Origin of the sequence: Piscinibacter defluvii (assembly GCF_004011805.1) — a bacterium.
GTDB lineage: Bacteria > Pseudomonadota > Gammaproteobacteria > Burkholderiales > Burkholderiaceae_C > Piscinibacter > Piscinibacter defluvii.
On sequence record NZ_ML137196.1, the window covers coordinates 561,048 to 583,891 of the forward strand.

Annotated in this window: 23 protein-coding genes; 17 read left to right on the forward strand and 6 right to left on the reverse strand. The window is 73.3% G+C overall.

Going from position 1 to position 22,844, the window contains the following annotated elements; genetic code table 11:
• Nucleotides 1-62: 62 nt before the first annotated feature.
• A complete protein-coding gene (locus D9C15_RS02540) occupies nucleotides 63-959 on the reverse strand; it encodes a LysR family transcriptional regulator (protein ID WP_127995842.1) in 897 nt (298 codons plus the stop codon).
• Between the two features lie 104 nt (nucleotides 960-1,063).
• Here D9C15_RS02540 and D9C15_RS02545 point away from each other — a divergent pair, with 104 nt between their 5' ends.
• The 10 genes from D9C15_RS02545 (at nucleotide 1,064) to D9C15_RS02590 (ending at nucleotide 9,970) form a co-directional block, all read left to right on the forward strand.
• A complete protein-coding gene (locus D9C15_RS02545; RefSeq protein ID WP_127995843.1) occupies nucleotides 1,064-1,381 on the forward strand; it encodes an HPF/RaiA family ribosome-associated protein in 318 nt (105 codons plus the stop codon).
• A gap of 11 nt (nucleotides 1,382-1,392) precedes the next feature.
• The gene (locus D9C15_RS02550) at nucleotides 1,393-1,818 is read left to right on the forward strand and encodes a TerB family tellurite resistance protein (protein ID WP_127995844.1); all 426 of its coding nucleotides are present in this window, start codon (nucleotides 1,393-1,395) and stop codon (nucleotides 1,816-1,818) included.
• Between the two features lie 15 nt (nucleotides 1,819-1,833).
• Nucleotides 1,834-2,796, forward strand: a complete 963-nt coding sequence (locus D9C15_RS02555; protein WP_127995845.1) for a sodium-dependent bicarbonate transport family permease — start codon at nucleotides 1,834-1,836, stop codon at nucleotides 2,794-2,796.
• A gap of 45 nt (nucleotides 2,797-2,841) precedes the next feature.
• On the forward strand, nucleotides 2,842-3,813 hold the full coding sequence (locus D9C15_RS02560; RefSeq protein WP_205854703.1) for an HlyD family secretion protein: 972 nt from the start codon (nucleotides 2,842-2,844) through the stop codon (nucleotides 3,811-3,813).
• On the forward strand, nucleotides 3,810-4,748 hold the full coding sequence (locus tag D9C15_RS02565) for an ABC transporter ATP-binding protein (protein ID WP_127995846.1): 939 nt from the start codon (nucleotides 3,810-3,812) through the stop codon (nucleotides 4,746-4,748). Before D9C15_RS02560 ends, D9C15_RS02565 begins: the two co-directional genes overlap by 4 nt.
• A gap of 112 nt (nucleotides 4,749-4,860) precedes the next feature.
• A complete protein-coding gene (locus D9C15_RS02570; protein ID WP_205854704.1) occupies nucleotides 4,861-6,003 on the forward strand; it encodes an ABC transporter permease in 1,143 nt (380 codons plus the stop codon).
• A gap of 20 nt (nucleotides 6,004-6,023) precedes the next feature.
• A complete protein-coding gene (locus D9C15_RS02575) occupies nucleotides 6,024-6,920 on the forward strand; it encodes an alpha/beta fold hydrolase (RefSeq protein ID WP_127995847.1) in 897 nt (298 codons plus the stop codon).
• Between the two features lie 49 nt (nucleotides 6,921-6,969).
• Nucleotides 6,970-7,599, forward strand: coding sequence for a PAS domain-containing protein (locus D9C15_RS02580; RefSeq protein WP_205854705.1), 630 nt, complete (start codon nucleotides 6,970-6,972; stop codon nucleotides 7,597-7,599).
• A gap of 17 nt (nucleotides 7,600-7,616) precedes the next feature.
• Entirely contained in the window at nucleotides 7,617-9,245 is a 1,629-nt protein-coding gene (locus D9C15_RS02585; protein WP_127995849.1) for an FMN-binding glutamate synthase family protein, read from the forward strand.
• A 92-nt stretch (nucleotides 9,246-9,337) separates the two neighbouring features.
• The gene (locus D9C15_RS02590; protein ID WP_127995850.1) at nucleotides 9,338-9,970 is read left to right on the forward strand and encodes a response regulator; all 633 of its coding nucleotides are present in this window, start codon (nucleotides 9,338-9,340) and stop codon (nucleotides 9,968-9,970) included.
• A 6-nt stretch (nucleotides 9,971-9,976) separates the two neighbouring features.
• Here D9C15_RS02590 and D9C15_RS02595 read toward each other — a convergent pair whose 3' ends face one another.
• A complete protein-coding gene (locus D9C15_RS02595) occupies nucleotides 9,977-10,594 on the reverse strand; it encodes a glutathione S-transferase C-terminal domain-containing protein (protein WP_127996113.1) in 618 nt (205 codons plus the stop codon).
• A 136-nt stretch (nucleotides 10,595-10,730) separates the two neighbouring features.
• On the opposite strand from D9C15_RS02595, the gene D9C15_RS02600 reads away from it, so the two are divergent.
• On the forward strand, nucleotides 10,731-11,930 hold the full coding sequence (locus D9C15_RS02600; protein ID WP_127995851.1) for a YjgN family protein: 1,200 nt from the start codon (nucleotides 10,731-10,733) through the stop codon (nucleotides 11,928-11,930).
• Nucleotides 11,931-13,049, forward strand: coding sequence for a M48 family metallopeptidase (locus tag D9C15_RS02605; protein WP_127995852.1), 1,119 nt, complete (start codon nucleotides 11,931-11,933; stop codon nucleotides 13,047-13,049).
• Here the strand turns inward: D9C15_RS02605 and D9C15_RS02610 are convergent.
• Nucleotides 13,040-14,311 carry an amidohydrolase family protein gene (locus tag D9C15_RS02610; RefSeq protein ID WP_127995853.1) on the reverse strand — a complete coding sequence of 424 codons (1,272 nt, stop codon included), beginning with the start codon at nucleotides 14,309-14,311 and terminating at the stop codon, nucleotides 13,040-13,042. The two genes, D9C15_RS02605 and D9C15_RS02610, sit on opposite strands and share 10 nt — an antisense overlap.
• A gap of 81 nt (nucleotides 14,312-14,392) precedes the next feature.
• Here D9C15_RS02610 and atpE point away from each other — a divergent pair, with 81 nt between their 5' ends.
• On the forward strand, nucleotides 14,393-14,629 hold the full coding sequence (gene atpE, locus D9C15_RS02615; RefSeq protein ID WP_127995854.1) for a F0F1 ATP synthase subunit C: 237 nt from the start codon (nucleotides 14,393-14,395) through the stop codon (nucleotides 14,627-14,629).
• Here atpE and D9C15_RS02620 read toward each other — a convergent pair.
• The 3 genes from D9C15_RS02620 to D9C15_RS02630 all read right to left on the reverse strand — a co-directional run bounded on the left by D9C15_RS02620 (nucleotide 14,619) and on the right by D9C15_RS02630 (nucleotide 18,034).
• The gene (locus D9C15_RS02620) at nucleotides 14,619-15,794 is read right to left on the reverse strand and encodes an acyltransferase family protein (RefSeq protein ID WP_127995855.1); all 1,176 of its coding nucleotides are present in this window, start codon (nucleotides 15,792-15,794) and stop codon (nucleotides 14,619-14,621) included. The two genes, atpE and D9C15_RS02620, sit on opposite strands and share 11 nt — an antisense overlap.
• Before the next feature lie 3 nt (nucleotides 15,795-15,797).
• Nucleotides 15,798-16,430, reverse strand: a complete 633-nt coding sequence (gene upp, locus D9C15_RS02625) for a uracil phosphoribosyltransferase (RefSeq protein WP_127995856.1) — start codon at nucleotides 16,428-16,430, stop codon at nucleotides 15,798-15,800.
• Nucleotides 16,431-16,495: 65 nt separating this feature from the next.
• Nucleotides 16,496-18,034, reverse strand: a complete 1,539-nt coding sequence (locus D9C15_RS02630; RefSeq protein WP_127995857.1) for a hypothetical protein — start codon at nucleotides 18,032-18,034, stop codon at nucleotides 16,496-16,498.
• A gap of 126 nt (nucleotides 18,035-18,160) precedes the next feature.
• Here D9C15_RS02630 and D9C15_RS02635 point away from each other — a divergent pair, with 126 nt between their 5' ends.
• From D9C15_RS02635 to D9C15_RS02650, 4 genes are read left to right on the forward strand one after another with little or no spacing between them, the layout of a single operon-like run.
• A complete protein-coding gene (locus tag D9C15_RS02635) occupies nucleotides 18,161-18,700 on the forward strand; it encodes a GNAT family N-acetyltransferase (protein ID WP_164886625.1) in 540 nt (179 codons plus the stop codon).
• On the forward strand, nucleotides 18,697-19,566 hold the full coding sequence (locus D9C15_RS02640; protein ID WP_127995859.1) for a patatin-like phospholipase family protein: 870 nt from the start codon (nucleotides 18,697-18,699) through the stop codon (nucleotides 19,564-19,566). Before D9C15_RS02635 ends, D9C15_RS02640 begins: the two co-directional genes overlap by 4 nt.
• Before the next feature lie 53 nt (nucleotides 19,567-19,619).
• The gene (locus D9C15_RS02645; protein WP_127995860.1) at nucleotides 19,620-20,162 is read left to right on the forward strand and encodes an ECF-type sigma factor; all 543 of its coding nucleotides are present in this window, start codon (nucleotides 19,620-19,622) and stop codon (nucleotides 20,160-20,162) included.
• A 20-nt stretch (nucleotides 20,163-20,182) separates the two neighbouring features.
• Nucleotides 20,183-22,825: a serine/threonine-protein kinase gene (locus D9C15_RS02650; protein ID WP_127995861.1), complete on the forward strand. Its 2,643-nt coding sequence runs from the start codon at nucleotides 20,183-20,185 to the stop codon at nucleotides 22,823-22,825.
• Nucleotides 22,826-22,844: the final 19 nt, after the last annotated feature.

The window sequence follows — 22,844 nt, forward strand, 5'->3', positions numbered from 1 at the left end:
CCTTCCGGCCATGCCGCCCGGCCTCATCGGGTTGCTCCTCATGAACGGCCGTGCATAGGCGTTCAGTGCCGCACCGCCTGGCGCGCGGCGATCAGGCGCTGCACCAGCGGGTGGCCGACCTTCTTCTCGCTGCCGATGGCGAGGTAGTGTTCCTCGACCCCTTCGCAGCGGCCCACGCGGCGCACGCCGTAGCGCTGCACGAGATCGTCCTCGACCAGCTCGGCGGCCGGGAACACGCCCAGTCCGCCGGCGCCGAAGGTCTTGAGCAGCGCGCTGTCGCCCACTTCGCCGACCACGCGCGGGCGCAGGCCCGCGCGCTCGAACCAGTGGTCCAGGCGCGGACGCACCGCGGCCTGCGGCGTGGGCAGCAGCACCGGCACGCGTGCCAGCGAGGCGGGAAAGCCGCGCCGCGCGGCGGCCAGCAGCGCCGGCGGCGCGTACCAGGCGACGGGCGAGCCACCGAGCCGGTGCGCATACAGGCGCAGGTTCGGGTTGGGCGGCGGCGCGCGGTCGGCCAGCACCACGTCGAGCCGGTGCAGCGCAAGGTCGCCCAGCAGCACGTCGAGGTCGGCCTGGCGGCAGGCCAGGTGCAGGCGCGGCTCGTCCAGCACCGGCCCCATCAGGCGGTGCACCACGAGCTTGGGCAGGCCGTCGGAGATGCCGGCGGCCAGCCGCACCGAGGGCGTGTCGGCCGCATCGCGCACCAGCGCCGGCAGCTGCTCGCCGAGCAGGAAGATCTGCTCGGCCTGGCGCAACGCGGCGCGGCCCGCCTCGGTGAGCGCCAGTCCGCGGCCGGCCGGCGCCAGCAGCGCATGGCCGAGCGCACGCTCGAGTTCGCGCACCTGCGCGCTGACGGTCTGCACCGCCATGCCCAGTCGCGCCGCGGCACGCGCCATGCCGCCCTCTTTCGCGACGACCCAGAAGTAGTACAGGTGCCGGTAGCTGAAGTGCAGGCTCATGTTCAGGATTATCCGAAGTGTCGTTCCATGATTCTCTGCTTTGACCGAACCCCCCACGCCCCTATCTTCCGGTCTCGATCCGCTTCCCCCGACGGAGGTCCGACATGCAAGTGCTCTTCGAATCGCGCGACCCGGAGGGCGTGCGCCTGCGCCGCCTCGCCACCACCCGCGCACGCTTCGTGATGCGGCGCCTGGCGTGGATGGTGCCGCGCGCCCGCGTCGAGCTCACCGACATCAACGGCCCGCGCGGCGGCGTCGACAAGCGCTGCCGCGTCGAGCTGCGCACCGAAGGCGCCGGCACCGTGGTGGTGACCTCGCTGGCGCGCGACTGGCGCGTCGCGCTGAACAGCGCGCTGGCGCGCGCCGCGCGCGTGCTGGTGCGTGCGCTGCGCCGCCGCACGCCCACCCTGGCCTCGTCCTGAAGGAGACCGCCATGCGACCCTACCCCCGCAACAGCCCGCAGGCCGCGGCCCGCATCGTCGCGCTCGCGCTGCTGGCCGACGGCCACCTCAGCCCGCACGAGCTGGAGCTGCTCGACGCCACGCGTGCGCACGAGCAGCTCGGCCTGCCGCGCGAAGCGCTGCACGGCGTGCTGCACGCCTTCTGCGAGGACCTGCTGGCCGCCGCGCAGCTCGACTGGTCCGAGGCCTGCCGGGTCGACGAGCGCACGCTCGCCGCGCTGCTGGCCGACGTCGACGACCCGGCGCTGCGACAGCGTGTGCTCGAGCTGTGCATCGCCGTGGTCGAGGCCGACGCGGAGGTCGGCGAGGGCGAGTCGCTGGTGATCGGCGCCGCGGTCGCGCAATGGGGCCTGGAGCGCGCCGCGCTGTCCCGGCCCGCGCTCGCGCTCGCGGCCTGAACGTCGCGGGGTCGCTTGCAGACGCTGCTCGACCCCGCGATCCTGTTCTTCGTGTTCGGCCTGCTGGCCGGCACGCTGCGCTCGAACCTGGAGATCCCGCCGCCGGTCGCGCGCTTCCTGTCGCTCTACCTGCTGATGGCGCTCGGCCTGAAGGGCGGGTTCGCGCTCGCGCGCACCGGGCTGACGCCGCAGGTGGCGCTCGGCCTGGCGATCGCGCTGACGCTCGCGATCGCCGTGCCGGCGCTCGGCTACCTGCTGCTGCGCCGGCGCCTGTCGGGCTTCGACGCGGCGGCCGTGGCCGCGACCTACGGCTCGGTCAGCGCGGTGACCTTCATCACCGCCACGCAGATGCTGGAGCAGCGCGGCATCGACTTCGGCGGCCACCTCGCCGCGGCGATGGCGCTGATGGAGTCGCCGGCCATCGTGATGGCGGTGCTGCTGGCGCACCGGGTGCGCCGCGCCGCGCAGCCCGACACGGCGCCGGTCGGCCTGGGCAAGCTGCTGCACGAGTCCTTCACCGACGGCGCGCAGCTGCTGCTGCTCGGCGCGATGGCCGTCGGCCTGCTCAGCGGCGAGGCCGGCCACCGCGCGATGCAGCCCTTCACCGGCGACCTGTTCAAGGGCATGCTGTCGTTCTTCCTGCTCGACATGGGCCTGCTCGCGGCGCGCCAGCTCGGCGCCCTGCGCCGCACCTCGCCCTGGCTGCTGGCCTACGGGCTGGCGGCGCCGCTGGTGCACGCCGCGCTCGCGCTGGCGCTGGCCGCCGCCGCCGGGCTGCCGGCCGGCGACGCGGCGCTGCTGATGGTGCTGGCGGCCAGCGCCTCGTACATCGCCGTGCCGGCCGTGATCCGGCATGCCATCCCCGAAGCCAATCCGGCGCTCTACGTCGGGCTCTCGCTCGGGCTGACCTTCCCGTTCAACATCCTGGTCGGCATCCCGCTCTACACCAGCGTCGCGCAGCGCGTTCTCGGCGCTTGATCCGCCGGCTTGCGCCGCGGCGCGGGCGCACACGATACTCGGCCCGTGCCCTGGCCCGCGCGTCCGTCCGCATCCCTGCTGCTGCTCCTGCTGCTCCTGCTGCTCGGCGCCTGCCAGCCGGCCGCGCGCGGCGGCTGGTCGGGCTACGCGGAGGGGGACTACGTCTACGTGGCCGCGCCGCTGGCCGGCCGGCTCGACACGCTCGCGGTGCAGGCCGGCGAGCGCGTCGCGCGCGGCGCACTGCTGTTCGCGCTCGACGACGAGGCCGAGCGGGCCGCGCGCGAGGAAGCGCGCCTGCGCGTCGAGAGTGCCCGGGCGCAGGCCGCCAACACCGAGACCGGGCGGCGCCGCGAGGAGATCGCGGTGACGCAGGCCCAGCTGGCGCAGGCACGCACCCAGGCGGCGCTGGCGGCGCGCGAGCTGGCGCGCCAGCAGGGCCTGGTGGCACAGGGATTCGTCTCGGCCGCGCGCATCGACGACGCGCAGGCCGCACTCGACCAGTCGCGTGCGCGTGTCGCCGAGCTCGAGGCCGCCCTGGCGGTGGCCCGCCTGCCGGCGCGCCGGGACGAGCAGCGCGCCGCCCTGGCACAGGCCGAGGCCGCGAGCCAGGCCCTGCGCGGCAGCGACTGGCGCACTGCGCAGAAGCAGCAGCACGCGCCGCTGGACGCGCAGGTGGCCGACACCTACTTCCGCGCCGGCGAGTACGTGCCGGCCGGGCAGCCGGTGCTGGCGCTGCTGCCGCCCGGCGCGATCAAGGCGCGCTTCTTCGTGCCCGAGGCCGAGATCGCGACGCTCGCCGCAGGCCAGACCGTGCAGCTGTCGTGCGACGGCTGCGGGGCACCGATCCCGGCGCGCATCCGCCGCATCGCCACGCGGGCCGAGTACACGCCGCCGGTGATCTACTCGAACGCGCAGCGGGCCCGGCTGGTGTTCATGGTCGAGGCCTGGCCCGAGCCGAAGGACGCGGCGCGGCTGCGGCCCGGGCAGCCGCTGGACGTGACGCGCGCCGCGCCGTGAATCACCACGCGATCGAGGTCGAGGGGCTCACGAAGCGCTACGGCGGCCGCGCGGTGGTCGACGACGTCGCCCTTCAGGTCACGCAGGGCCGCATCTGCGGCTTCCTCGGGCCCAACGGCAGCGGCAAGACCACCACCATCCGCATGCTGTGCGGGCTGCTGACGCCCGACGCCGGGCGCGGCACCTGCCTCGGGCTGGACATCGTGCGCGACGGCCCGGCGATCCGCCGCCAGGCCGGCTACATGACGCAGAAGTTCGGCCTCTACGACGACCTGTCGATCCGCGAGAACCTGGACTTCGTCGCGCGGCTGTTCGAGCTGCCGCAGCGCCGCGCGGCGGTCGATGCGGCGCTCGCGCAGCTGGGCCTCGCGGCGCGCCAGACGCAGCTCGCCGGCACCCTCTCGGGCGGCTGGAAGCAGCGCCTCGCGCTGGCCGCCTGCCTGATCCACCAGCCGCGCCTGCTGCTGCTGGACGAACCCACCGCGGGTGTGGACCCGGCGGCGCGGCGCGACTTCTGGGACCAGATCCACCAGCTCGCCGCGCAGGGCATCACGGTGCTGGTGTCGACCCACTACATGGACGAGGCCGAGCGCTGCCACGACCTGGTCTACATCGCCTACGGCAAGGTGCTGGCGCGCGGCACCGGGCGCGAGATCGTCGCGCAGGCCGGGCTGAGCGTGCGCGCCATCGAAGGCGAGGGCGCGCAGGCGCTGGTGGCGCCGCTGAAGTCCGCGCCGGGCGTGACGAGCGTGGCCGCGTTCGGCAACACCGTGCACGTGGCCGGGCCCGACGCAGCGGCGCTGGACGCCGCGCTCGCGCCCTGGCGCGACGCGCCGGGCCTGCGCATCGTGCCGGCGCAGGCCAGCCTGGAGGACGTGTTCATCGCCCTGCTCGGGCGTGCGCAGGACAACTTCGCCCAAGGACACGCGTCATGAGACTCCCCGTGGCCAGCGCGCGTGGCGGGCCGGGCGCCGGGCCGCTCCCAAGCCGGTCCGCCATCCCCGCGGGGGATCGCCCGACGTACCCGTCGGGCGAGGGGCCCACGGCATGAACGGACTGGCCGGTCTCTCGTGGCACCGCACGCTGGCGGTGTTCATCAAGGAGTTCCAGCAGATGCTGCGCGACCGGCTGACCTTCGCGATGGCGGTCGGCATCCCCATCATCCAGCTGGTGCTGTTCGGCTACGCGATCAACACCGACCCCAAGGGCCTGCCCACCGCGGTGGCCGCCGCCGAGACCGGGCCGCTCTCGCGCAGCCTGCTCGCGGCGCTGCAGAACTCCGGCTACTTCCAGGTGGTCGCCAGCGGCGTGTCGGAGGCCGAGGGCGAGGCGCTGCTGGCGCGCGGCGAGGTGCAGTTCGTGGTGGTGATCCCGCCCGAGTTCGAGCGCCGGCTGGTGCGCGGCGAGCAACCGGCGCTGCTGGTCGCGGTGGACGCGACCGACCCCTCGGCCTCGGGCAACGCGATCGCGGCGCTCAACGTGCTGGCCGGCCAGGCGCTCGCGCCCGAGCTGGCCGGGGCGCTGCGCCTGCGCAACTCGGGTACGCCGCCGTTCGAGCTGCGCATCCACCGGCGCTACAACCCGGAGGGCCTGTCGCGCTACAACATCGTGCCCGGGCTGATCGGCACCATCCTGACGATGACGATGGTGATGCTCACCTCGCTGGCGATGACGCGCGAGCGCGAGCGCGGCACGATGGAGAACCTGCTCGCCACGCCGGTGCGCCCGGCCGAGGTGATGGTGGGCAAGATCCTGCCCTATGTGCTGATCGGCTACGTGCAGCTCGGCGTGATCCTGGTGGCGGCGTGGCTGCTGTTCGAGGTGCCGATGGAAGGCAGCCTGGTGCTGCTGCTGGCGATGATCGGCGTGTTCATGCTCGCCAACCTGGCGGTCGGCTTCACGTTCAGCACCCTGGCGCGCAACCAGCTGCAGGCGATGCAGATGACCTTCTTCTTCTTCCTGCCCTCGATGCTGCTGTCGGGCTTCATGTTCCCGTTCCGCGGCATGCCGCACTGGGCCCAGCACCTGGGCGAGCTGCTGCCGCTGACGCACTTCCTGCGCATCGTGCGCGGCATCCTGCTCAAGGGCAACGACGCCGCGATGCTGCTGGCCGAGCTGTGGCCGATGCTGGCCTTCATGGTGGTGGCCGGCGCGGTGGCGCTGAAGCGCTATCGTCGCACCCTCGATTGAAGGTGTGAGAGGAGCAGGCCATGACGCCATGGTTCGAGGGCTTCGAGGCGGCCGCGCACGCCGTCAACGGCACGACGATCTGCGCGCGCACCGGCGGCCCCGAGGGCGCGCCGCCGCTGCTGCTGGTGCACGGCTTCCCGCAGACGCACGTGCTGTGGCACCGTGTCGCGCGGCAGCTCGCGCAACACCACCGCCTGGTGCTGCCGGACCTGCGCGGCTACGGCGACTCGGCCAAGCCACGCGGCGAAGCCGACCACGCCAACTACAGCAAGCGCGTGATGGCGGCCGACCTGCTCGCGCTGATGCGATCGCTCGGCCACGAGCGCTTCTTCGTCGCCGGGCACGACCGCGGCGCGCGTGTCGCGCACCGGCTCGCGCTGGATGCGCCGCAGGCGGTGGCCAGGCTCGCGCTGATCGACATCGCGCCGACGCTGGACATGTACGGGCGCACCGACATGGCCTTCGCGCGCGCCTACTACCACTGGTTCCACCTGATCCAGCCCAGCCCGCTGCCCGAGACCATGATCGGCGGCAACGCGAGGTTCTACCTGCACTGGCACCTGGGCGGCTGGGGTGCGCAGGGCCTGGGCCACCTCGAGCCCGAGGCGCTGGCCGAGTACGAGCGCTGCTTCTGCCGGCCCGAGGCCATCCACGCCGCCTGCGAGGACTACCGCGCCAGCGCCGGCATCGACCTCGAACACGACCGCGCCTCGCGCGCCGCCGGGCAGAAGATCGAATGCGACACGCTGCTGCTGTGGGGCGAGCGCGGCGTGATCGCGCGGCTGTTCGAGCCGCTGGCGCTGTGGCAGGCGCAGTGCGCCGGCACGGTGAGCGGGCGGGCCGTGCCGGCCGGCCACTTCATCCCCGAGGAACTGCCGGACGAAACGGCGGCCGAATTGCGCGACTTCTTCCGCTGACTCGGCCGCCGGCGCCGCCGGGGCGTCGATATAGTGCCCGGCCATGTCCATGCCCACCCCCGAACAGGAGCGCTGGCGCCTGGCGCTGGAAGGCGCCAGCTTCGGCGTCTGGGACCTCGACCCGCGTGCCGAGCAGGTGCACTACTCGCCGGCCTGGAAGGCCCGGCTCGGGCTGACACCGGTGGATGCGCCGGACAGCACTGCGTTCTGGCGCCAGCGCGTCCACCCGGACGACCTGGCGCCGATGCTCGGCGCGCTGCGCTCGCACGTGGACGGCGACACGCCCGACTACGAGATGCAGTTCCGCCTGCGCGGTGGCGGCGCCGGCTGGCGTCGTGTGCTGTCGCGCGGGCGGGTGGTCGAACGCGATGCGCAGGGCCAGGCGATGCGGGTGGTCGGCACGATGGTCGAGCTGAGCGGGCGGCCGTCGCATCCCGGCAGCGGCCTGGCCGAGCGGACGCGGCGTTCGCGCCTGAGCCACGACCTGCGCACGCCGCTGCACGCGATCCTCGGGCTGTCGTACCTGCTGGCGCAGCGCGCCGGCGAGACGAGCGCCGACGAGCAGCGCCGGCACCTGGCCGCCATCGAGGAGGCCGGGCGCAACCTGCTCGAGCGCGTCGACGACCTGCTGGACATGGCCGTGCGCGACGGCAACCCGGACACGCGGCGCCTGCGCTAGTCGCTACCATCGCGGCCATGTTCGCCTGGCTGCAACGCGTCGACCGCCACTTCCCGGTGCGCTACACGGCCTGGCTGGCCTGCGCGGTGGTGCTGCTGCTGGCCACCTTCTCCTGGGTGGCCTTCGACGTCGGCGGCTTCGTCGCGCTGCTGTTCCTCTTCCTCACGCTGCTGGGCCTGCGCGACACGCAGCAGACACGCCACTCGGTGCTGCGCAACTACCCGGTAATCGGGCACCTGCGCTTCCTGCTCGAGTACATCCGCCCCGAGATGCGGCAGTACTTCATCGAGGGCGACACCGAGGCGGCGCCGTTCTCGCGCGCGCAGCGCTCGCTGGTCTACGCGCGCGCCAAGGGCGAGTCCGACAAGCGGCCCTTCGGCACGCAGATGGATGTGGGCGCGGTCGGCTATGAGTGGATCAACCATTCGCTGCAGCCCACAGTGCTCGCGACACACGACTTCCGCGTCGAGATCGGCGCCGGCCGCTCGAAACCCTATTCCGCGAGCGTGTTCAACATCTCGGCGATGAGCTTCGGCGCACTGTCGGCCAATGCCATCCTGGCGCTGAACGAAGGCGCACGGCGCGGCGGCTTCGCGCACGACACCGGCGAGGGCTCGATCAGCCGCCACCACCGCGTGCACGGCGGCGACCTGATCTGGGAGATCGGCTCGGGCTACTTCGGCTGCCGCGACGCGCAGGGCCGCTTCGACGAGGCGCGTTTCGTCGAGAACGCGGCGCTCGAGCAGGTGAAGATGGTCGAGCTCAAGCTCAGCCAGGGTGCCAAGCCGGGCCACGGCGGCGTGCTGCCCGGGCCCAAGGTGACGCCCGAAATCGCCGAGGCACGCGGCGTGCCGGTGGGCGTGGACTGCGTCTCGCCGGCCAGCCACGGCGCGTTCTCGACGCCGCTCGGAATGCTGCAGTTCATCGAGCGGCTGCGCACGCTCTCCGGCGGCAAGCCGACCGGCTTCAAGCTCGCGATCGGCCACCCCTGGGAATGGTTCGCGATCTGCAAGGCGATGCTCGAGACCGGCATCGTGCCCGACTTCATCGTCGTCGACGGCGCCGAGGGCGGCACCGGCGCGGCGCCGCTGGAGTTCACCAACCACGTCGGCGCGCCGCTGCAGGAGGGGCTGCTGCTGGTGCACAACACGCTGGTCGGCCTGAACCTGCGCGCGCGCATCCGCCTCGGCTGCGCCGGCAAGGTGATCAGTGCCTTCGACATCGCGCGCATGCTGGCCATCGGCGCGGACTGGTGCAACTCGGCGCGCGGCTTCATGTTCGCGCTCGGCTGCATCCAGTCGCAGACCTGCCACACCGGCCACTGCCCGACCGGCGTTGCGACGCAGGACCCGCTGCGCCAGCAGGCGCTGGTGGTGCCGGTGAAGAGCCAGCGCATCTTCAACTACCACCAGCAGACGCTGCACGCGCTGCAGGAGCTGGTGCAGGCGGCCGGGCTGCAGCACCCTGGCGAGATCAGCGCCGGCCACATCGTGCGCCGCACCTCGGACCACGGCGTCAAGCTGCTGTCCAACCTGCTGCCCTTCGTCGAGCCGGGCGCGCTGCTGGGCGGCGAGATGCCCCATCAGGTATTCCGCCTGTACTGGCCGATGGCCCGTCCGGACAGCTTCGCGCGCGCCCCGGGCTGAGGGTGTCTCCCCCCTGAGGTCACGGGGGTGCGACACCGGCGACCGACGTCGACAATCCCTATGTCATCAATTCGTCGGGTTCGATCCTTCCCATGCCGCGCATCTACCTCCTCGTCAACGACCCGCTGGTGGCCGGGCGGATGCGCAGCCTGATCGACGCCCGCTCCGGCTGGCAGGCGGTCGGCTGGGCCGCCACGCTGGCGCAGGCGCGCAGCCAGCTCGGCAGCGTCAAACCCGACCTGCTGCTGTCCGACCTGCAGCTGCCCGACGGCTGGATCAGCAGCCTGCTCGACGAGATGGCAGTGAGCACGCGCTACGGCCGGCCTCGGACGCTGGTGGTCACGATGACGCTGGACGATTCGCAGTTGCTCGAGGCGCTGTGCAACGGCGCGGACGGCTACTTCGTGCAGGGTCAGTCGCCGCAGGCGCTGGTGGCGGCGATCGAGCAGACGCTGGCCGGCGGCGCCGAGATGGCCCCGACCATCGCGCGCCAGGTCAAGGCGCATTTCGACGCCCAGCGCGAGGGCGCCGACCAGGAGGACCCGCTGCGGCCCACGGCGCCGGAGCGGCTGATGCTGCAGTGGATCGCCGACGGCTTCCTGCCGCACGAGATCGCGCGCGACCTGCGCATCACCCAGAGCGAAGTGTCACAGCGCGTGCGCGGCCTGTACCGCAAGCTGCAGTTCGACCGCCGTACCGCGGCCTTGTCGCTGAAGCTGGCCTGAGGTCCGTCAGGCCGCGGGCGGCCGCGTGTCCTGGAAGCTCTGCCGCCCGTTCAGCTTCTCGGCCAGCTTGGCCAGGTTCGGGTAGGTGTCGCGCCAGGGAATGTGCGGGAAGCGGAAGTCCAGGTAGCCGAGTGCACAGCCGACCGCGATGTCGGCCAGCGAGAGGTGGATGCCGGCACAGAAGGGCTTGTCGCCCAGGCCGGTGCTCATGGCCGCCAGCGCGCCGTGCACGCGGCTCATCTGGCGGTCGATCCAGGCCTGGCAGCGCTGCTCCGCGCCGCGCCCGGCCCAGGTGGCTTCGAGCCGCGCGAGGATGGCCGCGTCGATCAGCCCGTCGGCCAGCGCCTCCCAGGTGCGCACCTCGGTGCGGCCGCGGCCGGAATCGGGGATCAGCCGGCTGACCGGCGAGCGCGTGTCGACGTACTCGACGATCACGCGCGAATCGAACACCGCCTCGCCGCCCTCGAGCACCAGGCACGGCACCTTGCCGAGCGGATTCGATTTCAGGATGCCGCTCTCGTTCCACACGTCCTCGAGCTCGAACTGGTAGTCGAGCTTCTTCTCGGCCATCACGATGCGTACCTTGCGCACGTAGGGGCTGGTCAGCGCGCCGATGAGTTTCATCATGCCGATGGTGGTTGCGGTGTGGAGGTGTCCCTGGCGAAATTCATTCTAGCCAAGGCGACCGTGCGGCCTCGATGCTAGAGTGGCATGTGAACGACGAGGGAGCGCGCGCGTGCCGGCGGACATCACGCACTCGATGGACCAGTCCGCAACCGATCCGGGGCCGAGCACCCAGCCCTGGCGCGACAGCGTGGCGGAGCCGGCGCCGCAGCGCCTGCCGATCCGCTTCACCGGCTCGGGCAGCGAGTACTTCCGCCTCTGGATCGTCAACCTGCTGCTGACGCTGCTGACGCTGGGCCTCTACCACCCGTGGGCCAAGGCGCGCAAGCTGCGCTACTTCTACGGCAACACGCTGGTCGGCGGCCACCCGCTCGGCTTCCATGCCGACCCGAAGCGCATGCTGCGCGGCTACCTGCTGGTGGCGCTGCTGCTGGTGCTGTACTCGGTGGCGGGCCATTTCTCGCCGACCGCCGGGCTGATCGCCTTCGTGATCGTCGCCGCGGTGTGGCCGGCGCTGCTCAAGGCGACGCTGCAGTTCCGCCTCGCCAACACCAGCTGGCGCGGGCTGCGCTTTCGCTTCCACGGCTCGACCCGCGGCGCCTACGCGGCGCTGCTGCCGTGGTTCCTGCCCGGCGCGCTGCTGGTCGGCTCGCTGGTGCTGGTGCCCGACGAGGGCGAGCCGCCGGTCTGGGTCGGCCTGCTGTCGCTCGGCGTGATGGGCGCGATGTTCTGCCTCGTGCCCTGGCTGTGGTGGAAGCTGAAGAAGTACCAGCACGACCACTACGGATTCGGCCACCAGCGCAGCGAGCTGCGCACCGGACCGGGTTCGTTCTACGGCGTGTTCGCCGAGACCCTGGGCATTGGCGCGGCCGGCGGCACCGCGCTGGTGCTGCTGGTGGCGCTGCTGGCCGTGGGGGTGGCCTTCCTCGTGCCGCGTGACGGCGCCGCCTCGGGCAAGGCGATCGCGGCGGTGATCGGCGTGCTGGGCTTCCTCACCGCGCTGCTCGCGGTGCAGCTGGTGCCGCGGCCCTACTTCACGGCCAAGATGCAGAACCTGCTGTGGACGCGCACCGCGAGCCACTCGATCGGATTCGACAGCCGCCTGCGCTTCTGGCCGCTGCTGCGGCTCACGCTGAAGAACTGGCTGCTGATGATCCTAACGCTCGGCCTGTACTGGCCGTTCGCCGCCGTGGCCATGCAGCGCATGCGGCTCGAGGCGGTGGAGCTGGTCACGCAGATCGACCCGCAGACGCTGGTCGACACCGAGCAGGCCAACGCCGGCGACGCGGCCGGTGACGCCGCCGGCGACCTGTTCGGCCTCGACATCGGGATGTAGATGGATCCCCCCCGGAGCGCCTTCGGCGCACCCACCCGGGGGGGCGCCGCCGGCGAACCGGCGGAGCCGGATCCGCGGCGGCCGCTCGATGCGGCCGAGGCGGACGACATCGTCGTCGAGTACTTCGACGGCCGCAGTGCCCGCGGCATGCCGGCGCGGCTGCGCTTCGACGGTGCGCAGCTCGTGCTGCACGCGGGCGAGGACGAGCGCCGCTACGCCCCGCACACGCTGCGCTGGCCCGAGCGCACGCGGCACGGCGTGCGCGTGGCCGAGCTGCCCGACGGCGGCTCGCTGCATGGCGCCGACGCCGCCGCGTGGGACGCCTTCGCACGGCGCTGCGGGCGCGGCGACTCGCTCGTCGTGCGGGCCCAGCAGAGCTGGCACTGGGTGCTGGCCAGCGCGCTGGCCACGCTGGCGCTGCTGGCCGCGCTGTACGTCTGGGGCGTGCCGGCGGCGGCGCAGGCGGCGCTGCAGGTCGTGCCGCAGTCGCTCGACCGCCAGATCGGCGCCGGCGTGCTGGCACAGCTCGACGAGGAGATCCTGCAGCCCACGCAGCTGCCCGCGCAGCGGCAGCTGCGCATCCGGGCCGCCCTGGCGCAGGCGGTGGCGGCGCAGCCGCCGGGCAGCGTGCCGGAGCACCGGCTCGAGTTCCGGCGCAGCAAGATCGGCCCCAATGCACTCGCGCTGCCCGACGGCACCATCGTGCTGACCGACGCGCTGGCCGAGCTCGCCGGCGACGACCTGGACCTGCTCACCGGCGTGCTCGCCCACGAGCTCGGCCACCTGCGGCGGCGCCACGGCATGCGGCTGCTGCTGCAGGCCGGCGCCGTGGGTCTGCTGGCCAGCCTGGTGGTGGGCGATTTCAACTCGCTGCTGGCCGCCGCGCCGGTGCTGCTCGGCCAGGCCGGCTACTCGCGCGATGCCGAGCGCGAGGCCGACGCCGAGGCGGTGCAGGTGCTGCGCGCGGCGGGCATCTCGCCGCTGGCGCTGGTGCGCTTCTTCGAGAAGATGGCGCAGCGCGAGCGCTCGTCCGAGGCGGCGCTGCTGGGCATCGCGATCGCCTCGCACCCGGCGGATGCCGAGCGCATCGCGTTCTTCCGCGCGGCCGCTCAGCGCTGAAGCCGCCAGTCCACGCGGGCCGGCCGACCCGGCAGATCGAGCGTGGCCGCCGCCGCCGGTGCCCGCGCGATCACCTTGCCGCGCCGCACCACCAGCAGCCGGGTGGCGCGCAGGCGGATCGCCTCGACGGGGTCGCCCGCCTGCAGCAGCACGAAGTCGGCGTTCGCGCCCGGTTCGAGGCCGTAGCCCGCCAGTCCCAGGATGCGTGCCGGGTTCGCCGTCACCGCGTCGAAGCAGGCCCGCATCTGCGCCTGCGACGTCATCTGCGCCACGTGCAGGCCCATCGCGGCCACCTCGAGCATGTCGCCGCTGCCGAGCGAGTACCACGGGTCCATCACGCAGTCGTGCCCGAACGCGACGTCGATGCCCGCGGCCATCAGCTCGGGCACGCGGGTCATGCCGCGTCGCTTCGGGTAGCTGTCGTGCCGGCCCTGCAGCGTGATGTTGATCAGCGGGTTGGCCACCGCGTTCAGCCGCGCCTCGGCCATCAGCGGGATCAGCTTGGACACGTAGTAGTTGTCCATCGAGTGCATCGAGGTCAGGTGCGAGCCGGTCACGCGGCCGTGCAGCCCGAGCCGCTGGGTCTGGAAGGCGAGCGTCTCCACGTGGCGCGAGAGCGGGTCGTCGCTCTCGTCGCAGTGCATGTCCACGCGCAGGCCGCGCTCGGCGGCCAGCTCGCACAGCAGGCGCACGCTCTCGGCGCCGTCGGCCATGGTGCGCTCGAAGTGCGGGATGCCGCCGACCACGTCGACGCCCAGGTCGAGCGCGCGCTTCAGGTTGGCCAGCGCGTTCGGGCTGCGCAGCACGCCGTCCTGGGGGAAGGCGACGAGCTGCAGGTCGAGGTAGTCCTTGACCCGCTCGCGCACGTGCAGCAGCGCCTCGACGGCGAGCAGCCGGTCGTCGCACACGTCCACGTGGCTGCGGATCGCGAGCAGCCCGCGCGCCACCGCCCAGTCGCAGTACTGCAGCGCGCGCTCGACCAGCGCCTCCTGCGTCAGCTGCGGCTTCAGCTCGCCCCACAGCGCGATGCCCTCGAGCAGCGTGCCGCTCGCGTTGACGCGCGGCAGGCCGTAGGAGAGCGTCGCGTCCATGTGGAAATGCGCGTCGACGAACGGCGGGCTGAGCAGCTGGCCGGCGGCGTCGACGGTCTCGATGCCCTGCGGCGCGGCCAGCTTCGGGCCGAGCGCGACGATGCGGCCGCCCTGCACCAGCACGTCGATGCCGCTGCGGCCGTCGGGCAGCGTGGCGTTGGTGATCAGCATGGATCCATGACCTCCGGGGTAATCGACGCACGGCGCCGCGCCGCACAGGATAGGGCCAGTGTCGCAAGCAAGGAGTGCCGCGTGAACGAGTACCTGCCGCTGGCCGTCGGCCACATGATCGGCCTGGGGGCGATCGGGTCCTGCCTGGGCGTGGGCCTGCTGGCCAGCCGCTACGTGGAGGCGAGCGCGCGCCAGCCCGAGCTGATGGAGCCGCTGCAGGCCAAGGTGTTCCTGCTCGTCGGCGTGCTGGACGGCGCGTTCATCATCGCCACCGGCATCGGGCTGTGGTTCGCGACGGCCAATCCGTTCAAGGGCTGAGGCCGGGCGGCTGGGCCCCGCGCAGGCGCGCGCGCCAGGGCAGCTCGAAGCCGCGGTAGACGAGCACCGACGCGGCCACGGTGGCCAGCAGCAGCGCGGCGTGCAGCGCCGGCGTGGACGCGGCGCCGAACACGCGCTGCTGGATCAGCGTGACCACCGACCAGTGGATGATGTAGAGCGCGTAGCTCGCTTCGCCCAGCAGCACCAGCGCCGGCCGCTCGAGCACCCCGTGCAGCACGGTGCGGCCGGCGGCCAGCGCCAGGATCAGCCCCGCGAAGGGCAGCACGAAGACGCCGTACTTGGCCGCCACATCCAGCAGCCAGGCCCAGCGGTTCGGGCCGGTGTAGTCGGGCAGCCAGACGCGCAGCGCGATCAGCGCCAGGCACAGCACGATGACCGCGTGGCGCCGCGCCGCGCTGGCCGCCAGCCAGCCGCCGCCGGCGCGTTGGGAGCGCACGAAGAACTGGCCGAGCACGCAGCCGGCCAGGAACTCGCTGCTGCGCAGCAGCGGGTGGTAGACCAGCACGATGTACAGCGGCTCGCCCTGCAGCGGCCAGACCCAGGTGAGCAGGTAGATCGCCGCCGCATACAGCGCGATGCCGCCGAGCCAGACCGCGACGAACAGGGCCGCGAGGCCGCCACCCCCGCGGACCCGGCGCGCCAGCCCCAGCGTCACGAACGGAAAGACGGCGTAGAAGAAGCACTCGGCCGAGACGCTCCAGGCCGGCGTGTTCCAGAACATCGCGAACGGCACCCGCGGCACCCAGGCCTGCAGGGCGAGCGCGTTGATCAGCCAGGCGGCCCAGTACAGCGCGCCATCGCGGGCCAGCGCACCGGCGGCGGCACGCTCGACCAGGTGCGCCGGCGTGTCCAGCAGCAGGCCGAGCAGGTACACCGGGAACAGGCGCGCGAAGCGGAAGCGCTGGAACCAGAGGTAGTGGCGCTCGTCCACGCCCGCGGCGAACCAGTCGTGGTAGCGCCAGGTCAGGATGAAGCCGCTGAGCACGAAGAAGAAGGTCACGCCGTACTGCCCGCCGATCACGCCGCGCAGCAGCCAGGGCGGCAGCGGGCCGAAGGCGTCGCGATAGTGCAGCAGCAGCACCGCGAAGGCGGCGACGAAGCGCAGGCTGGTCAGCGCGGCCAGCGGCGCAGCGGCAGCCGCCACGGGCTACTTGGTGCCGAAGATGCGGTCCCCGGCGTCGCCGAGGCCGGGCACGATGTAGCCGTGCTCGTCGAGCTGGCGGTCGATCGCCGCGGTGTAGACCGGCACGTCCGGGTGGTTGGCGTGGAAGTTCGCCAGGCCCTCGGGCGCGGCGAGCAGGCAGACGAAGCGGATCGATTTCGGCTTCGTCTCCTTCAGCCGGTCCACCGCGGCGACGGCCGAGTTGCCGGTGGCCAGCATCGGGTCGAGCACGATGGCGTCGCGCTCGTGCATCTCCGAGGGCATCTTGAAGTAGTACTCGACCGCCACCAGCGTCTTCGGGTCGCGGTACAGCCCGATGTGGCCGATGCGCGCGCCCGGCACCACGTTGAGCATGCCGTCGAGGAAGCCGGCACCGGCGCGCATGATCGACACGAACACCGTCTTCTTGCCGTCGATCACCGGCGCCATGGTCTTCTCGAGCGGCGTCTCGATCTCGATCAGCTGGGTCGGCATGTCGCGCGTAACCTCGTAGGCCATCAGCATCGAGATCTCGCCCAGCAGGCGGCGGAAGCTGTTGGTGCTGCGGTCCTTCTGGCGCATCAAGGTCAGCTTGTGCTGTACCAGCGGGTGGGTGACGTGGTGGACTTCGGCGGGCATGGTGTTCTCCTCGGCGCGGAAGGAGCATATCCCGCGCCAGGACCGCCACGCCGTGCCCCCGGAGCTCAGGCCAGTTCGTCCAGCAGCTTCTCGTCGATCTCGTCGGGATCCATGCTGGCCGGGAAGCTGACGTCGTAGCGCACCAGCCGGTTCGCTTCGAGGAAGGCCACGAACTCCGGCAGCGCCAGGCCGCGCAGCGAACCGGCCACGCTCTGCGGGCTGGCCAGGTCGATGCGGCCCTGCCAATTCATGCGGAAGCCGTGGGCGTAGGTCGCGAACTTCAGCAGCGCGGCCGGGTCGGGCGCGGCGTCCTGCAGGCGCAGGCTGCTCACCTGCATGGCCTTGCCGGCGGCGTACATCGGCCGGATGCGGCGGAACACGCCGGCGAACAGCGGCTCGAGCGCACCGTGCGCGAGGATCGCGTGTTTCGGGTTGTACTTGATGCCCAGCACCATGCCCGTGTAGGCCAGGGCGCCGGCAAAGGCGTCGGCCGGAACCCGCGCCACCGTCGCCAGCTCGGTGAGGCCGGCGCCGAAGGCCTTCAGCGCCTGCGCGTAGTCCCTCAACTTGTCGAGCCCGAAGAGCTTGAACAGCACCAGGTCGCCGATGCCGGCGATCGTGCCGATCACCCCGCCGGCCACCAGCGCGGCCAGGATGCGCGGGCTGTTCTTCGAGATCAGCCACATCTTGCCGAGCGTGTCCTTCTCGTGATAACGCTCGGCCAGGTCGCCGAGGATCTCGTCGATCACGAACTTGGCCGCCTGCGGCGCGGCGCTGTACTTGTTCAGCAGCTCGCCGATCTCCAGCCCGACGCCGAAGGCGGCCGCCAGCGGGCCGAGCCGCTGCAGCACCTTCTCGGCGGCCTGGCGGCCGAGCACCCGCACGCCGGCCTTCTTGGCCTCCTTCTCGAGCGCCTCCTTGGCCACCTTCTCGATCACCTGCTTGCCGACCTCGGCGCCGACCTTCTTCGCGTCGACCGTGAAGCTGGCCTTGTACTCGGCCAGCACCTTGGTCTGCACGCCGCCGATGCTGCGCTGGAACTCGACCGGCGCGACCTTGATCTCGAGCGCCGGCCCGGCGATCTCCTTCGCGCCCTTGATGTTCAGCAGCGTCAGCTTGGTCTGCGCCTTGGCCTGGAAGGCGTTGGTGACGAGCGTGAACTTGACCAGGCCCGCGACCGTGATGTCCAGCCCCGAGATCTCGTTCTCGAAGGCGACCGAGAAGTCCTTCAGCTCGAAGCCGGCGAACAGCTCGCGGTCGGCAATGTCGGCGTAGCCGAAGGTCTTCTTGATGCCGGGCGCGCGGCCGCCGGACTTGTCCTTCGAGGTCACCATGCCGGTGAAGCCGCCGTCGCCCTGGCCCGAGCCGCCCAGCGCCTGCAGCTTGAGCGTCGCCGAGACCTTGAGCTCGCCGTACCTGGTGCGCCGGGCCGGGAACTCGCGGGTCACCAGCTCGACCTCGGCGCCGCCCTTGACGCCCGGAGCGGCCTGGGCCGGCGCGGCGAGGTCGGGCAGCAGCGCGGCCACCTCGGGCCCGTCGGCGGCATCGGCCAGCGCCAGCATGCGTTGGGTGGGCCGCAGCCCGAGCGACGCGATCAGTGCCATGGCATGTCCTCCGCGAGCCTGTCTCGCGTGGTTCCACGCAACGCGGCCGCGCCGGCGGACATGGCCCCGCCTGTCCGCCCGGCTCCCCGGACTGCGTGGAACAGGGGGCACAGGAGGATGATTGCGATGCCCTACCCCGAATGCTGGTCCCTGGCCGATGGCACCCCGCTCACCTTGCGCGCCTTGCGCCCGGGCGACGCCGACGCGCTGGGCCGACTGATCGACGAACTGCCCACGCCGGACCGGCGGCGGCGCTTCCACGGCGCCGTCAACGGCGTCTCCACCGCCTGGCTGTCGCGCCTGACCAGCGTCGACCCGGCACGCGAGATCGCGCTGGTGGTCACCGCACGCCGGCGCGGCGAGGAGCTGCTGGTGGCCGACGTGCGCTGCGCGGTCGACATGACCGGGCAGGACGCCGAGTTCGCGCTGATGGTGGCCGGCGGCTGGCGCCGCCGCGGCATCGGCCAGCGCGCGCTGCTGGGCCTGGCCGACGCGGCCGCCGAGCGAGGGCTGCACTGGCTGTACGGCTCGGTGCTGGCCGACAACCTGCCGATGCTCGGCCTGGTGCGGCGCTGCGGCTTCCTCGGCACGCCGCACCGCAGCGACCGGCGCCTGATCGTGGTCGAGCGCCGGTTGCAGGCGGCCGTCACCGCTGCGGCGGCATGACCCGTCCACGCATTGCGCTGGTGCTCGGCAGCGGCGGGGTGCGCAGCGTGGCCGCGGTGGCCATCGCCGACGTGCTGACACGCGCGGGCCTGCGGCCGGACGTGGTGGTGGGCTGCAGCTCGGGCGCGCTGTTCGGCGCCACCATCGCGGCGCAGATGCCCGCCGAGGAGGCGCTGGCACGTGCGCGCACGCTCTGGTCGCCCGAGCTGACCGGCCAGCGCCGCTGGCGCGCCTATGCGCAGCTGGTGGCGCCGCGGCTGCTCGGCTTCCCGCGCGACTTCGCGCTGCGCGACGACCGGCTGATCGCCCGGCGCCTGGCGCAGGCCTTCGGCGAGCGCCGCATCGAGCAGCTGCCGCTGGCGCTGCGCGTGGCCGTCACCGAGGCCGCGAGCGGCGCCTCCACCGTGCTCGCCGAGGGCCCGCTGGTGGACGCGCTGCGCGCCAGCATGGCGGTGCCCTTCCTGTTCCCGAGCGTCGAGCTGGGAGGGCGGCGCCTGGTCGACGGCGTGATCTCCGATCCGCTGCCGATCGGCGCGGCGGCCGACGCGCAGCTGGTCGTCACGCTCGGCTTCCGCGGCAGCATGCCGCGCCGTGTGGACCGCGCTTCGCGCCTGCTGGCGCAGGTCAGCACGGCGCTGACCAACAACCTGCAGCAGGCCCGGCTGGAGGCGGCGCGCGCCGCCGGGCAACCCATCGTGGCACTCGAGCTGCCGCTGGCGCGCCATGTCGGGCTGTGGGAGACCGCGGCGCTGCCCGAGTGCTACGAGGCCGGCCTGCAGGCCACGCGTCGCGCGCTGCCGCAGATCCAGGCGCTGCTGGAGCGCTCGCCCCACGCAGAACCGCCGCCGATCCGGACACGCCACTGAGAGGGGCCCGGCCATGGGTGCATCGCGGGGCGCGGCGCGCTATTCTCGATGGAATGTCTCCCGCCGACCCCACCTCGCCGCCGACGCCGGAATCGGTGCAGGCGCTCTTCCCGGCGCTGTACGCGGAGCTGCGCCGCCTGGCGCGCTCGCGCCTGGCCTCGGGCGGCCGCCACACGCTGCTGGACACCTCGGCCCTGGTGCACGAGGCCTTCCTGCGCATGCAGCGCAACGGCGAGCTGGCACTGAAGGACCGCGAGCATTTCCTCGCCTACGCCGCCACCACGATGCGCTCGATCGTGATCGACTTCGTGCGCCGGCGCAGCGCCGAGCGGCGCGGCGGCGACGTCGAGCACGTGACGCTGGACACCCGCGCGGCCGAGTCGCTCGGCTCCTCCGACGAGGAGATCCTCGCGGTGCACGACGCGCTGGAGACGCTGGCGCAGGTCGACCCGCGCCTGGTGCGGGTGGTCGAGATGCGCTATTTCGCCGGGCTGACCGATGTCGAGATCGGCAGCGCGCTGGGCGTGACCGACCGCACCGTGCGGCGCGACTGGGAGCGCGCCCGGCTGCTGCTGGCGCAGATGCTCGGGCGCTGAGCCTGGCCTGAGGCGCACGCATGGCCGCGTCGCCGCCCGATGCCGAGCGCCTGAAGCGTGTCAACACGCTGCTCGAGCAGGCGCTCGCGCTGCCCGAGGGCGAGCGTGAGGCCTGGCTGGCGGCGCTGCCGGCCCGGCATGCCGACCTGCTGCCGATGCTGCGCGCCCTGCTGGCGCGCGCCGCGATCGAGACCGACGACTTCCTGGCCCAGCCGCTGCGCCTCGGGATCGACGAGCTCGACGACCCCGACGAGCCGGCCGACCGCGCCGGCGACCTGATCGGCCCCTACCGCCTGCTGCGCGAGCTCGGCGCCGGCGGCATGGCCAGCGTCTGGCTGGCCGAGCGCACCGACGGCAGCCTGCAGCGCCAGGAGGCGCTCAAGCTGCCGCGCGCCGGCTGGGCGCCCGGGCTAGCGCGGCGCATGGCGCGCGAGCGCGACATCCTCGCCACGCTCGAGCACCCGCGCATCGCCCGGCTCTACGACGCCGGCGTCACGCCCGCGGGCCGGCCCTGGCTGGCGATGGAGCGGGTCGACGGCCAGGCGATCGACGCCTACTGCGACGCACGGCGGCTCGACGTCGCGGCGCGCGTGCGCCTCGTGCTGCAGGTGGCCGACGCGGTGGCGCATGCGCATGCCCGGCTGGTGGTGCACCGCGACCTGAAGCCGAGCAACATCCTGGTCGACGCGCAGGGCGAGGTGCGGCTGCTCGACTTCGGTGTCGCCAAGCTGCTCGAGCACGACAGCGCCCCGGGCCTGACCCGGCTGCTCGGCCGCGCGGTGACGCCCGAGTACGCGGCGCCGGAGCAGCTCGCCGGCCGGCCGGTCGGCGTGGCGGCCGACGTGTACGCGCTCGGCGTCGTGCTCTACGAGCTGCTGGCCGGGCAGCGTCCGCCGCCCGGGCCGGCCCGGGCCGAGGCCGAGCTCGCGCCGCCGAGCACCCGCGTGGCGGCCGACCGGCGCCGCGCCCGTGCGCTGCGCGGCGACCTCGACACCATCGTGCTGAAGGCGCTGCGCAAGGACCCGGCAGAACGCTACCCGAGCGTCGAGGCGCTGGCCGCCGACCTGGAGCGCCACCTGCGCGGCGAACCGGTGCGCGCGCGGCCCGACGGCCTGGCCTACCGCGCCGCCAAGTTCGCGCGCCGGCACCGCTGGGGCGTGGTCGCGACCGTGGCCTTCACGACGCTGCTGGCCGTGGCGCTCGGCGTCTCGCTGTGGCAGGCGCGGGCCATCGAGCGCGAGCGCGACCGCGCCGACGTCGAGCTGCAGCAGAGCCAGGCCGCGCTCGAGTTCTTCAACACCCTGCTGACCGAGCATGCCGACGAGGCGCAGACCGCCGCGCTGCGCCGGCTGCTGGCCGGCGGCGAGCGCGTGGCCGGCGAGCTGTTCCGCGGCGCGCCGGCCAAGGAGGCACTGGCGCTGATGATGCTGGCCGAGTACCACGGCCACTTCGGCGACATGGCCACGCTCGAGCCGCTGCTGCGGCGTGCCGCGCAGCGGGCCGCGGTGGCGGGCGATGCCGACCTGCAGGCCAACATCGAGTGCGTGCTCGGCCGCACGCTGAGCGAATCGGGCCGCCCCGGCGAGGCGGCTCCGCTACTCGACCGCTGGCTGGTCGCGGCGGCGATCGGCCCGGAGACCCGCGCCAGCTGCTTCGCGGCGCGCGGCTTCCTGGCGCGCCAGTCCTCCGACGCGGCCGGCGCGCTGCGCTACGCCCAGGGCGCCTACGACAACCTGGCCCGGGTGCGGCGCGCGCCGGTGTGGCTGCAGGCCGAGGTGCGCAGCGACCTGGGCCACGCGCTGATCCTGCACGGGCGCTACGACGAGGCCGAGCCGCAGTTGCAGGCGGCGCTGGAGCAGCTCGCCGCGGTCGGCCGTGCCGACGGCACCGGCGCGCACAACGCGCGCATCCGCCTGGCGCGGCTGAACTTCGGCGCCGGGCTGCCGCGCCGCGGCGTCGTGCTGCTCGAGGAGGTGGCCGCGGCCTACCGGCGGCTCGACGGGCCGCAGCAGCCGCTGCCGCCGGTGATCGCCGACAACCTCGCGCTCGGCCACAAGCTGGCCGGCGAGCTCGACGCCGCCGCGCGCCGCTACGAGGAGGCGCTGGCCTCGGCGCGCCAGGCGGGCAACCAGGCGGTGGTGGTGAGCGCGCTGGTCGGCCTGGCCAGCCTGCGCCGCCAGCAGGGCGACCGGGACGGCGCGCGCGGCCTGCTGCAGCAGGCCGGCCAGGCGATGGGCGAGCAGGTGCCGCCGGGCAACCCGGCCGACCTGCGCCGCCTGCTCGCCCTCGGCCGCCTGCAGCTCGACCAGGGCGAGCCAGCCGCGGCGCGCGACACCGCGCAGCGCCTGCTCGGTCTGCTGGACGAACGCGGGCTGGTCGACCTGAACCGCATCGCCGCGCTGTGCCTGCGCGGCGATGCGGCGCGCGCCGCGGGCGACCGGGACGGCGCGCGCCACTGGCTCGACCAGTGCCTCGCGCAGGCGCAGCGGCTGCAGGGCCGGCGGCCGCATTCGCTGCACACCGGGCTGGCCTGGCGCGCGCTCGCCGCACTCGAGCGCGACGAGGGCCGCGTCGATGCGGCGGCGGCGGCGCAGGCGCAGGCCGAGGCCCATCTGCAGGCCACCCTGGCCCCCGGGGCCGCGCTCGCGGCCGCGCGGCCCTGACGCCGCGTCGCAGCACCGC

What these genes read in the sequence shown, in the direction of transcription:
- D9C15_RS02540 (WP_127995842.1), bottom strand. Translation starts at nt 959, where the DNA reads ATGAGCCTGCACTTCAGCTACCGGCACCTGTACTACTTCTGGGTCGTC.
- D9C15_RS02545 (WP_127995843.1), top strand. Translation starts at nt 1,064, where the DNA reads ATGCAAGTGCTCTTCGAATCGCGCGACCCGGAGGGCGTGCGCCTGCGC.
- D9C15_RS02550 (WP_127995844.1), top strand. Translation starts at nt 1,393, where the DNA reads ATGCGACCCTACCCCCGCAACAGCCCGCAGGCCGCGGCCCGCATCGTC.
- D9C15_RS02570 (WP_205854704.1), top strand. Translation starts at nt 4,861, where the DNA reads ATGAACGGACTGGCCGGTCTCTCGTGGCACCGCACGCTGGCGGTGTTC.
- D9C15_RS02575 (WP_127995847.1), top strand. Translation starts at nt 6,024, where the DNA reads ATGACGCCATGGTTCGAGGGCTTCGAGGCGGCCGCGCACGCCGTCAAC.
- D9C15_RS02580 (WP_205854705.1), top strand. Translation starts at nt 6,970, where the DNA reads ATGCCCACCCCCGAACAGGAGCGCTGGCGCCTGGCGCTGGAAGGCGCC.
- D9C15_RS02585 (WP_127995849.1), top strand. Translation starts at nt 7,617, where the DNA reads ATGTTCGCCTGGCTGCAACGCGTCGACCGCCACTTCCCGGTGCGCTAC.
- D9C15_RS02590 (WP_127995850.1), top strand. Translation starts at nt 9,338, where the DNA reads ATGCCGCGCATCTACCTCCTCGTCAACGACCCGCTGGTGGCCGGGCGG.
- D9C15_RS02595 (WP_127996113.1), bottom strand. Translation starts at nt 10,594, where the DNA reads ATGAAACTCATCGGCGCGCTGACCAGCCCCTACGTGCGCAAGGTACGC.
- D9C15_RS02600 (WP_127995851.1), top strand. Translation starts at nt 10,731, where the DNA reads ATGGACCAGTCCGCAACCGATCCGGGGCCGAGCACCCAGCCCTGGCGC.
- D9C15_RS02605 (WP_127995852.1), top strand. Translation starts at nt 11,931, where the DNA reads ATGGATCCCCCCCGGAGCGCCTTCGGCGCACCCACCCGGGGGGGCGCC.
- D9C15_RS02610 (WP_127995853.1), bottom strand. Translation starts at nt 14,311, where the DNA reads ATGCTGATCACCAACGCCACGCTGCCCGACGGCCGCAGCGGCATCGAC.
- upp (WP_127995856.1), bottom strand. Translation starts at nt 16,430, where the DNA reads ATGCCCGCCGAAGTCCACCACGTCACCCACCCGCTGGTACAGCACAAG.
- D9C15_RS02630 (WP_127995857.1), bottom strand. Translation starts at nt 18,034, where the DNA reads ATGGCACTGATCGCGTCGCTCGGGCTGCGGCCCACCCAACGCATGCTG.
- D9C15_RS02635 (WP_164886625.1), top strand. Translation starts at nt 18,161, where the DNA reads ATGCCCTACCCCGAATGCTGGTCCCTGGCCGATGGCACCCCGCTCACC.
- D9C15_RS02640 (WP_127995859.1), top strand. Translation starts at nt 18,697, where the DNA reads ATGACCCGTCCACGCATTGCGCTGGTGCTCGGCAGCGGCGGGGTGCGC.
- D9C15_RS02645 (WP_127995860.1), top strand. Translation starts at nt 19,620, where the DNA reads ATGTCTCCCGCCGACCCCACCTCGCCGCCGACGCCGGAATCGGTGCAG.
- D9C15_RS02650 (WP_127995861.1), top strand. Translation starts at nt 20,183, where the DNA reads ATGGCCGCGTCGCCGCCCGATGCCGAGCGCCTGAAGCGTGTCAACACG.